This is a genomic window from Pseudomonas sp. NMI542_15, from assembly GCF_021283425.1.
In the GTDB taxonomy this organism is placed as follows: Bacteria; Pseudomonadota; Gammaproteobacteria; order Pseudomonadales; family Pseudomonadaceae; genus Aquipseudomonas; species Aquipseudomonas fortuita.
In genome coordinates this window covers 589,689-599,848 of record NZ_JAJSRO010000003.1, presented here as the reverse complement: position 1 = coordinate 599,848, position 10,160 = coordinate 589,689, and the positions used below count along the sequence as shown (strand labels likewise).

Below are 10,160 nucleotides of genomic sequence, written 5' to 3'. Positions count from 1 at the left end.
TGGCTGTAGCCACCGTCATAACCTTCGGCTTTGATTTGCGCCAACAGCGCCTTGGCACTGCGCCGCTGTTGCTTGGGGCGCAGCGAATCGGCTTTTAGCGCCTGCTCTAGCGTGGCGTGAAAAGGGCTGAGTTTGTTAAAGATCGCGCGGCGTTGGTACACCGGCTGCTTGGCCTCAGGTGCTCTGACCCACTTGCGAATCGTGTTGCGCGCCAGCCCGGTGCGCTTGGCTATCTCATGCAGCGACAGCTTGTCGCGGAAATACATCCGCCGAATTTTGCCCATCATTTCCATACTGATCACCCTGTGTTCTCCTGCTCAAAAATTGAGCAGAAGCAGTTGAACACCTGGGTCAGTTTTCAGTCGGCAGAACAGCCTCTACTGGGTCAGTTTTCGGTCAGCGGCAACACTAACTGACCCTTTTGGTGGTCACCCACTGGTTTGAGGCCCGCCCAAAGCATGCCTGATCGACCTGGGCGGGCCCTAGAAACAACTAACCCCCTGGTGCGCAGTACAGGTCTGGGACCTGCCCGAGGCGTGGGGGCTATTCTTGGAGCGACAGTGACACCGGCTCCGGAGAAAATCAATTGGTTTGTAGAGCAGCCGGTCAGCTAAGGTCAAACCCAGATCCTAAAGGGGAGGCCGATAGCAGCTCAGTCAGCATCATCGGCACCTTCTTCATCTTCATCGGTATCCCCAACACTGAGCCAGTCGTGAAGGTTGTACCGCACGAAGTCTTCCGCATCGAGCATGGTAAAGTCTTGGAGCACCGTGACGTCTGCTCCACCGAAGTACAGCCCATCGTTGAGATTTCTGGCCACCCCGAGCAATTCATTCAGCTGGTCGTGCAGCTCATTTGCGCGCCTGGCGTGCTCTCGTTTGGTCAAAAACCGGAACACCACCTCGTAGGGCTCAGCCGGGTCGCGAATCTCGCCCTTGGGGTTGAAGGAAACCCAAGCACTAGCGAAAAATTGGTTGTTCTGATGGAGGAAATCGTCGACAAGCACGGCGATGCCCTTCATGCCGTCGTCACCTTGGTCTGCCTTCAGGCGGTTGACCAACTCGTCCGGCATCGCAATACGGTTGTAATGGTGGGACATCCAGTATGAGAAATACTGACCGTTTTCTTCGCTCAGCGTGATTACCGGATTTCGGTGGAGCGTCGGAAGCACGGCTCTCTTGGTCCACACACGCTTGTGAATCTTGAGCTCCAAAACCTGCTTTTCCGCGTGCTGCAGGTGCAGCGTACGTGGATTGAGGGCGTGCAGCTGCTTATCAAAGGCCTTTTTCTTTACCTTAACGGCAATCCACTCTATCCACGGCGCATCACAAAGGTTGCGTGCATGCACCGTGCAGGAATGGGAGGCCAACATCCAATAAGCTGGAGCCACCCCCTCGAATTGGCCTTTCAGGACCTCCTCGGATATGTGTTCAATCAAGGCGTCACCTGAGACGGTATCTCCTTGCAGCCAACCAGCAGCGCTAATGGCACTTACGATCTCTTGCTCAGGTGTATCAGCCATAATCAAACCAAATTCGAACCGCCCGATTTTTCTAACCTGGCGATGGTTTTGAGGTCCCTATCACGTAGCTGCTGCGCCTTGCCAGCCAACTCCGCAACCATTCCGTACACACCTTTAGCGCCATTTCGATTCCACGCTTCATCCGAAAGCGCATCCTGAATCAGGCGGCCATCGGCGGTTGGATAGAAAAGCACCCGATGCAGATACTGCGCTTCTTCGGCGTTAACTTGGCGCAACGCCTCAGTTAAAGCCGCAAGCCTCTCGGGAAAACCAGTGGCGGTTTTTCCAGTCCGCCAATTGTACACGGTCTGACGAGACACGTTGAAGATCTGCGCGATGGAGCTATCTGACAACTTGAAGTCGCTCCTAAGCTCCTCGATTAAGGCCGGCGCTACGTCTTCGGTAACATTGGCATCCTGGCTGGTGTCCACCTCGGTCCAGGCACCAGCATGCACGCCATGAAAGCTCATGCCTGCTGAGCCGATAAGTTGTGGATAGGGCAGGGAGGCAGTCCCAGGAGCGACTACTACCGAAACGGCCAGCATCGCTGTGAAAGCAATCGCCAATACAGGGTTTGCTGTCGTGCTACCTACACGCGGAGCAATTTCAGGGTTTTCCCAAGTAGAAGATCTGCTTACAGCAGCCCCGGTAGGATCAATCCATTGCCCATTCATTGCTGTAGTCATTTCGCCTTCCCCCAAACCTCAAAGGCATGATCTTTCGCGACTGTCCTAAAAGCAAAGTTAGCAGTCTTATGCAAACCGTCGAGTCTCGTGCAGATCTCCTCGGTTCCCAGTCGTTCGGCTAACTGCAGCGGCCAATGCGCATCCGTATCGAGAAGAGCACCATTTTCGCTAACAGGCACAAATGCACCTTGCAGAGGAGCACCATGCTTGGATGAATTCCTCGATTGCTTAGCAATTTCGAAAACCATGGCCGGCTCGACCAAATCTTCCGGTATCCACATACCAGTCTGCCGCCAGCATCTGATGTGCAGATACTCCGGATCTAGATGGTAGGTGGTAGTAGAGATTCCAAGCTGCTCCTTGGGGACTTTCCCATGCGCCGCTAGCTCATCGCATTTAAGTGGGAGCATGGCTTCCGGAAGGTAGTCGGCTAGGGTCTCACCTTCAGCTGGTTCAATTTTATCGACGTACCGCATCCCGATAGCGGTGATATCCAATGCACCTGCTTGCCCTACCAGCGCCTCAATGCACTCACGGAAAAGCGCTAAGTGGTTATCAAAATGAAGATAATTTGTGCTTTGCAGGATCATGTGATCCATGGCCAGCACGCACGCGTAGTCAGCATCCCGATTAAGGAACGCCCAAGAATTCGGTTCTCCGCTGTGCATCACCCCAGGCGGCACGCCCTTGACCATCTGGAAGAAGCCCGGGAGGCTCTGACGGATCGTGTGCTGAATGTCTGGGATCAGCTTTGGCAGCTTAAGAATCGGGGCAAATCTGATTACGCTCAACGCATAGATAAGCGGCGCCCTTGCTAAGACCCCTTCGCGTTCTGACATGTTAACTCCTCCACCGCGCCCAACGAGGGACCGGATTCTACATCATTTGACAAATCCTTTGACAAGAACTGTATAGCAGGGCCTTTCGATTTGACAAGCGGTCCCCGTGAGGGATGGAGTGCAGAAAACGCCTCCATCAGGAGCTTACTCGTCATTCCAGAAAAGCCTCTACAGACACCATCGCTAAGCCTCTGAGGAAGCACGAATTTTTAATCAGAGCTCTTCCTAGCAGTGAGAAGAAACTCAACGAATCGTCACCAGATAGCTCAATCCAGGGGAACGCTTGCTCTGATGGGGTGGTTCAGAAACGTGCTGTCTGGTCCAGATTTCTCATCTACGAAGAGCACGAAGAGCTCTTGGATCCAGAGTTTGAGGCCGTGATTGGCTGAATGGAGAGGTCGGAAAGAGGACGGGTGATCCAGTGAAGCACAAGCGCAGTCAGGAGGCTTGCGATGGTGTTCACTGAGATTGAGACGAGAGCATTCCGCATTTTGGAGAGTCCATTTTTTGAAGTGGACCTCTATTTAATGCGCATAAACTGTGTGTCACCACCACCCGCAGAAAATTTCGTCACGCCCCAGAATGGGAATTTGCATTCGGGGCGCACCACGATTCATCTCGTGCCAGAAGCCGCCTGCAGTGCAATCAATTGGCGAGCCAAGACTCGACTACCTCAGCGCCATACTCGTTTTTCCAGGCCTTAAGCGTACGCTGATTACCACCCTTGGTCTCAACAACCTCTCCGCTGTGTGGATTCTTGTAGACCTTTACTTCGCGTGGTTTCCGAGAGGTTTTTGGGGCCATATCAGTGGAAGCCACCGCTTGCGGATCGAGGATCAGCACCACTTGGCGCAGGCCGTAGCCATACTCGTTGAGCAAACTGCGCAGCTTCGTTTCAAATTCCATTTCCTGCTTCAGGGCAGAGTCATTTTTCAGCGCTTCCAGCTCCGCCAGTTGGGCTGCGAGCTGTTGTTCGAGCAGGCGGAATTCAGCGAGACGGGACATAAGATTCTCCAAAATGGGTTCGATGATTTTAGCAATCAAGAAAGAAAGCGTGCTAACTATCTTGATCCCACATGCCTGAATCGGCAATCACGAGGCTGAGCGATCGGTGTGGATAAAAACGTGATGGCTTCAGGATCGTCGATCTGGGCGGCTTCACTTGCGAGGTAATCGATCAGCTTTTTGCTTCTTACCCAAACGTACTGCCGGCAAGCCGCGTTTGGAATGGATGGCCCCGCAACGGGGCGAAACCTGGCCTCCCAAAGGTGCTTGAACGCCTCCCTGGTCGACTTCCCCAAATACACCGCAATCTCCGGTCCCAAGATATAGCCACGCCTGAATCTGTCGATGGCTTGAGGCTTAACCATCAATTGCGTACGCCGGCCTCGTTCGACAGCAGTGCTCCATAGCAGACCCAGTCGAACGAACGCGTATGCGCATTGTTCTTTGACGCCTAACAGCGCAGCAGCCTTGACTACCGACAGGCCGGGAAAGACCGGACTCTTGTTCTCAGCTCGGGCTTGTTGCCACGCTGCAAAATCTTGCGGCTTGAGTAACCACGCCCCTACCGCAACCGAGCCATTCTCAGCTGGGCCGTAAGCGCGAAGTTCACCTGCACGTATTGCCTGAACCAACTCGACCAACCCACCCCCCTTGGGCAGAGAATGCTTGGCCAAGTAGTTGATCGACACCAGGCTCTGGTCAGAGCTGGTAGGCAGCTTCTCATCAATCAATTCGTTGATCGAGCGGCAGTCAATCAGCCACCTTTCGCCTGGGCGCGGTTCTCCACCAAAGAACTGGAGGGTACCACCAGCTAGCAGCTGCCTAACCCGATTGCGACAGAGGCTTAGCAAAGTCGAGGTTTCTTTCATATCAGCCACGCCCTGGAGATGCTGCGAGATTGCCTTCAAATGATCCAGGTCCACGACCGTAAAGACTCGATCTTCATGGACCTTCTCCCGATAGGCGATTTGTCCCTCCTGATGAAGGCGTTTTATGACTGATACCCCGAGACCACAAGCTTCAGCAGCAGAATCGAACGACACCCAACGATGTCTCTCAATCGTCTCCTCACTCAAATTGCGATTTCGCTTCGCTAACGGTGCTTCCCACGCATGCTGCAGAAATGATTCGAACTCTCGACGAAGAAAGTCAAAACAAGAGTCATCCAGATCACGGTGGATGTCGTGGTATATCGGGCCGAACGATCTGCTGAGCGTCCAATGTTCGTTATCGGAATGGACTGCCTTGAGGCCACTCAGCAGTTCTCTGAATGCGAGAGGCCAGTTCATGAGAACCACGCCCGCCGCGTTTGCCATAAGCCGCGATATCTCTAGCGAACCCGAATCAGCAACCTTCAGCGGCTGGGTTCTTTCCGTAGGCAAACTTCTGACAGCGAGACGCGATGACAACTCGTGAAACTGTTCGTAGGTGAGGGCCGCCAATCCCGCGTCAGCTGGCAACGAGTCGGCGTAAAACCTATCTTCAAAGCCAGAGGTGAGCCAGGCGGCCGTATCACTCGCCGGCGCGATCTCAAAATTGGTCCCACTCAATGAGGTGCCACACGCTTGGCAACTATTCGCACTCATTGCGCTTGGATCGGTTTCCTTCAGACAGTTGGGGCACCGCCCGTGGAGTTCAGTGCCGTGGACAGAACACGTCGTAACCAGGGTCAAGCCCCAGCTTTCTCTCCAATAACCGGCTTCGCCCAAACAGATCGGACAGTAACGAGCGTGATGAGTCGTCCATAACTTGACCCCCTTGGGCCTTGGATCACGAAACTCAGCAGATACCGCAGGCCAGCTCAGTGGTCCTTCCATCATCTGCAGCCAGTCCGCAACATCGGTCTCGTCGGCTCGTGCAAAGGCGGTGAGCAGTTCCTTTCTGGGTAATCCGTTGGCTTTCGCCAGGCGCTGCAGGTACCCCAAAAGACTTTCGTCTTGGTGTGGTCGTGGGTTGATTAAAAGACCAAACATTCCTACACATCCATGAAATCGAAGACATAAAAATCAGGGGAGTAGAGCCGGGCCGATAAGCCCGGCCCTTGGCCGTCAGGTACTGCTCTCTTCGAACGTCTCAAACGGCTCCCGCTTCCCGAACAGAGGCTGGAAATTGAAGCTCGCACTGAAGGGGTTTCGATCCTCGGTGGCGTAGCTCCAAACCTCGTCTTCAAAAGCCTGGGCCAGCACAGGAAGTTCAATCCCGACAAGGTCCTGGACTTGAACCAGCCAAACAGCCCTGTCCACAATCTTGATGAGGTAGTCGATCAATCCATAGGAAGCCAGGTAGAAGCGTTTAATCATCGCTGGCTCTACAAAACTGATGGTTTGAACAGGCAGTTCGCCCTCGATTGCCTGCAACAACATCACGAAATGAAGAGACGTATTAGCGGAGAAGGTGAAGCGATCGTATGCCACCGTGGCCGAAAACCTGCGTCGCAGTTGCTCGTTTGCTAGCAGGAGATTTTCGGTGCGCTTCAGCCCAATCAGAACAAACGCGATACTGGTTTCATTCATCAGACTCTTGATCCAGTCTGCTGCCTCATACGCACCATTACGACGATAATCGACCAGGTGCTGCGCCTCATCGAGGACCAACATCTCCACGCCAAGGTTCTTCAGCAGCAGGACTACTCGCGCAAATTTAACCTCTGCCGAATGTCCTCGTGCCTCTGCGAAGGGATCCTTCAGCTCTGCCAAAATGGCTGCTGCCAGGTTCTTTTTGGTTGGAGACGAAGGCATCTCGACGAACAGAACTGTCCGCTTCTGTGGGTCATGGCTCTCCAATTCCTCCAATGACCGAATGTACTCCTTGACCAATGTGCTCTTGCCCACTCCGCTTGGACCTTGGATCAGCAACCCTTTACTTGCTCTGGTACGCCGACTATCGCCGTGGATATCGCCTAGTCGCGTCAACGCTCGCTCGACTTGAGGGCTGTGAATAAAACGATCGCGGAGCGTAAAGCTGTATTCACCATGCTCGTAGCATTCGTACAGATTGATGGCGTTCATGGCTTAGAACTCCCAGCAGGGCGACGAACCGAGACCTTGAAGGCTGCTGGCGGAATGTTAGGAATAGAGTCACCGGTCCATTCCACTTCAGCGAGTACCTTGGGTGGAGGCGTGCTTTCGGTCACTCGACCCTCCTTGTCGATTTTCGCTATGGCAGCTGCGCGTCGTTTTCTGAGCGTCTGCGAACGGCGGGCCTCGTCTGCATCTTCCATAATTTCCTGGTAGCACCTGTGCGTAGCCTCGAAGCTAGGCTGCTCATTATATTTTTCTCGCAGCGCTTTCTCGGCAGCCTTCCACACCTCCCTGCTCTTACCGGCCATTCGCTCATCTTTGGCGGGCACTTTGAAGAACAAGTTTCTGAAGCGGTCGTGAACCCAAACGTGCCCGGCTTCGTCTCGATAGCGGACGTTTACCTTTTCTCCGTCTGCCAAACGCATACGGAGCTCAGCAAGTTCCGTAGAGTGGTAGCCCACTTTGGCAACCTCGATGCCGTAATGGTGAACCTTCACCGAGGCCCGCTTGGCCAGAATGCACTCCAACGAGTCCAGGTCGACGGGAAGGCTGATGACATGGTTCGCCTCGCTAGTCCCCCAGACTTGAGCCGGTGTTCTGTTGTCCAGCCCCCGATGAGGAGTCTGGTGGTAACCATCGACGATCCATTTCACTACCACCGCCTCCAATTGAGGGAGCGTGAAACATGCATTCTTCTCCGAGTCGTAATCGCCACGCTGCTGGATATTCGAGAAGGTGGTACCCGGGAGGTTGTGGATAAGCCCCAGGTTCTGTGTGCTGAAAAAGCGTTCGACGGCACCTTTCCTTTGAGGGGCCCTTGAAGCGGGATACATGATCTCGATACCCAACTCGTTGAATCCCATGATGAGATCGCCCGCGTGAAATTCCGCTGCGTTGTCTGGGACTATTCGAGCCGGCAGCCCACGTGCCCACCATTCATTTCTCACTTTCGGAAAGCGCTTCAGCAATTCGGCTTTTGGACGGATTGAGCGTTCGATCACACGAAGCACGGTTTCCGTATTTGGCGCCGACAGGTGGAGCAAATATCCCATCACCATTCGAGAGAAGCGGTCGAGGACGATCGTCAGATAGGGGCGCCCAATGCACAGCCCCGAGGTTTCATCCACAAGCTGGACGTCCAACAAGGTGTGATCAATTTCCCAACGTTCCAAAATCTCATGGACACGTAGGACACCCGCCGCAACACGGTGCTTCTTGTCTGCTGCGTGTTTTCCGAGCCTCTCCTTATCCACAAGGTACGGATCCAGCTTGGCGATGTACCTTCGGACAGTCATTCCGCTTGGGATCTTGAGCTGATCCGAAGGCAAACGACTTTTGTTCCTCTCTTTTATCTGATCTTCGAATTCTGAAACGACCACGCTGACCGCTGGAATCGTATCCTGCAGGTAGGTTTTATTAATCACCCCTTCAAGAATAACTTCGAGCTCTCCCTGTATCGCGGCAGCCCGACCCTTTTTGGCATGCTGAGGGATAAGCTTTACTACGTTCTGGCCAATGTATTTGGCTGCCCAACGTCGAATAGTGGAAACCGAGGGTGCGCACGCATCCCCAATCTTTTTGGCGATATCTCTAAGTTTCTTGATCATGTCTTCGTCACCCGGTAGCTTGTATTTACCGCGCTTAGTTAGGTCGTCCAGATACTTGCGTCGACGCAATGCCTCATCTCCATGTTTTTTGGGGAAGCATGAAATATCTGGAGGGACGTTCCGCACATACGGAACCTTCCCAAGGTATGGCTGATCAGCGGAGATCTCGATCTCGCGCTTCTCGTAGGCCTCATAGAACTCCTTCTCGGATAGCTTCGTGGGCTCACCAAGCTCATCGAAAAAGAGCAGCTTCCGGTCAATAAGCCTCTTCTCAAGCACCATCAGTACGCCACGAACGATGACGACCAATTTCACCCTAAGGGAAAAGGTTTGCATGACGGTGCCCCCCTTGCAGGAAGACCGGGGAGTCAGTGTCAATTGACCTATCAAGGTCAATGCCCACCACCCCAAGGCCTAACAAGCGCCAGGCTTTCCCCTCACCAACCACGTAGAGCAGATCTGCAACGGTCATAGGCGGCCATTCGTTGAAGGTCGCCATTACCTCCTCCAACGCCTGATGCGAAAGCTCTGGACCGCGCCGGTGATACATCAGCCTTCTAAGATTGGTAGCCAGGGGTTCAGCTTCAATTAACTTTTCAGTGATCACCGAAAAGTTACGGGCAGTGGCGTTGAAGTAGCGCTCAGCGGCATCCAGTCGCTGCCTGACGCTGGCAATCTTCAGTCGGTCGTGAGGCTTCACTTCAAACCACCACTCGCGCCCATCCGCGAGGAAAACCTGTACGTCTGGGTAATATTTGAAGTAGCCCTGGAGCGATGGAACACGTTCCTCACTGGGCTGCGGGACGTAGCCGATGACCGCAGGAGACAGCTCAAGAAGCCGAAAAAGAGCGCCTTCGAGCTGGGACTCCCAGGGCACAGGCTTTTTATTTTTGAGCGATGGGAAGTAGCCGCGGTAATGGTTGGACCGCCGCGTGACCACCTTTCGTACTGTCATGAAACACCTCCGAAAATCTCGAAACGAGCGCCGACGCTGCGCCAAAAAATCAAGGCGCAGGGCGGGCGAAGTGAGGCCTTTCGACAGGCAACACTGTGCCGTCGAGTAACCTCGCTAAGGTCGAAAAAATGGGAGAGGATTGACAGTCGCTTCGAAAAAGCAGACATTGCGGGTTCTGAGGACGCAAGTCTGCTTCGCTAAGCGCGGTCAGTCCTCTCGGGATTGATCGCGTTTTTCTACATTTTCAGGTCTCCTTTTCTCTCATTGGTCATGACTCTCATGACTGATCAGAATCTAAAGCAATCGGCTTGCTCTCTTTATTTCTAAACGGCCACTTCGTGATCGCTGGAGCAATTTGGATCAGGTCTGAAGCTCTCGCTTCAAACAGCTGATTTGGCTGAAAATCTTCAGTGCAAAGCGGAAAAGTTGGTCATAGATCTTATTCCAACATCCCTTCGAAATCTACAAAAAATCCAAAATGGCAACTTCCACCAAATTCCATTTCCATACTAAATTGTTCAAATTA

8 protein-coding genes and 1 pseudogene are annotated in these 10,160 nt (G+C 53.5%); all 9 read right to left on the bottom strand.

Going from position 1 to position 10,160, the window contains the following annotated elements; translation table 11 throughout:
* Positions 1-284: pseudogene (locus LU684_RS08745) on the bottom strand (IS21 family transposase); the annotation flags it as partial.
* Positions 285-652: 368 nt separating this feature from the next.
* A complete protein-coding gene (locus tag LU684_RS08740; protein ID WP_016497350.1) occupies positions 653-1,522 on the bottom strand; it encodes a hypothetical protein in 870 nt (289 codons plus the stop codon).
* Positions 1,523-1,524: 2 nt separating this feature from the next.
* The gene (locus tag LU684_RS08735) at positions 1,525-2,208 is read right to left on the bottom strand and encodes a transcriptional regulator (protein ID WP_126404318.1); all 684 of its coding nucleotides are present in this window, start codon (positions 2,206-2,208) and stop codon (positions 1,525-1,527) included.
* Positions 2,205-3,047: a TIGR04255 family protein gene (locus LU684_RS08730; protein ID WP_010951432.1), complete on the bottom strand. Its 843-nt coding sequence runs from the start codon at positions 3,045-3,047 to the stop codon at positions 2,205-2,207. The genes LU684_RS08735 and LU684_RS08730 overlap by 4 nt, the downstream gene beginning before the upstream one ends.
* A gap of 645 nt (positions 3,048-3,692) precedes the next feature.
* A complete protein-coding gene (locus LU684_RS08725) occupies positions 3,693-4,052 on the bottom strand; it encodes a histone-like nucleoid-structuring protein, MvaT/MvaU family (protein WP_010951431.1) in 360 nt (119 codons plus the stop codon).
* 56 nt (positions 4,053-4,108) lie between these two features.
* Positions 4,109-6,025 (bottom strand): TniQ family protein, encoded by a 1,917-nt coding sequence (locus tag LU684_RS08720; RefSeq protein WP_010951430.1) that lies wholly within the window; start codon positions 6,023-6,025, stop codon positions 4,109-4,111.
* Positions 6,026-6,100: 75 nt separating this feature from the next.
* On the bottom strand, positions 6,101-7,060 hold the full coding sequence (locus LU684_RS08715; protein ID WP_010951429.1) for a TniB family NTP-binding protein: 960 nt from the start codon (positions 7,058-7,060) through the stop codon (positions 6,101-6,103).
* On the bottom strand, positions 7,057-9,015 hold the full coding sequence (locus LU684_RS08710; protein ID WP_016497347.1) for a DDE-type integrase/transposase/recombinase: 1,959 nt from the start codon (positions 9,013-9,015) through the stop codon (positions 7,057-7,059). The genes LU684_RS08715 and LU684_RS08710 overlap by 4 nt, the downstream gene beginning before the upstream one ends.
* A complete protein-coding gene (locus LU684_RS08705; RefSeq protein WP_011953077.1) occupies positions 8,996-9,634 on the bottom strand; it encodes a TnsA endonuclease N-terminal domain-containing protein in 639 nt (212 codons plus the stop codon). The genes LU684_RS08710 and LU684_RS08705 overlap by 20 nt, the downstream gene beginning before the upstream one ends.
* Positions 9,635-10,160 lie beyond the last annotated feature (526 nt).

Bases quoted from the DNA above. Each gene is read 5' to 3' on its own strand.
- LU684_RS08710 (WP_016497347.1), bottom strand. From the start codon at position 9,015: ATGCAAACCTTTTCCCTTAGGGTGAAATTGGTCGTCATCGTTCGTGGC.
- LU684_RS08730 (WP_010951432.1), bottom strand. From the start codon at position 3,047: ATGTCAGAACGCGAAGGGGTCTTAGCAAGGGCGCCGCTTATCTATGCG.
- LU684_RS08720 (WP_010951430.1), bottom strand. From the start codon at position 6,025: ATGTTTGGTCTTTTAATCAACCCACGACCACACCAAGACGAAAGTCTT.
- LU684_RS08735 (WP_126404318.1), bottom strand. From the start codon at position 2,208: ATGACTACAGCAATGAATGGGCAATGGATTGATCCTACCGGGGCTGCT.
- LU684_RS08740 (WP_016497350.1), bottom strand. From the start codon at position 1,522: ATGGCTGATACACCTGAGCAAGAGATCGTAAGTGCCATTAGCGCTGCT.
- LU684_RS08705 (WP_011953077.1), bottom strand. From the start codon at position 9,634: ATGACAGTACGAAAGGTGGTCACGCGGCGGTCCAACCATTACCGCGGC.
- LU684_RS08725 (WP_010951431.1), bottom strand. From the start codon at position 4,052: ATGTCCCGTCTCGCTGAATTCCGCCTGCTCGAACAACAGCTCGCAGCC.
- LU684_RS08715 (WP_010951429.1), bottom strand. From the start codon at position 7,060: ATGAACGCCATCAATCTGTACGAATGCTACGAGCATGGTGAATACAGC.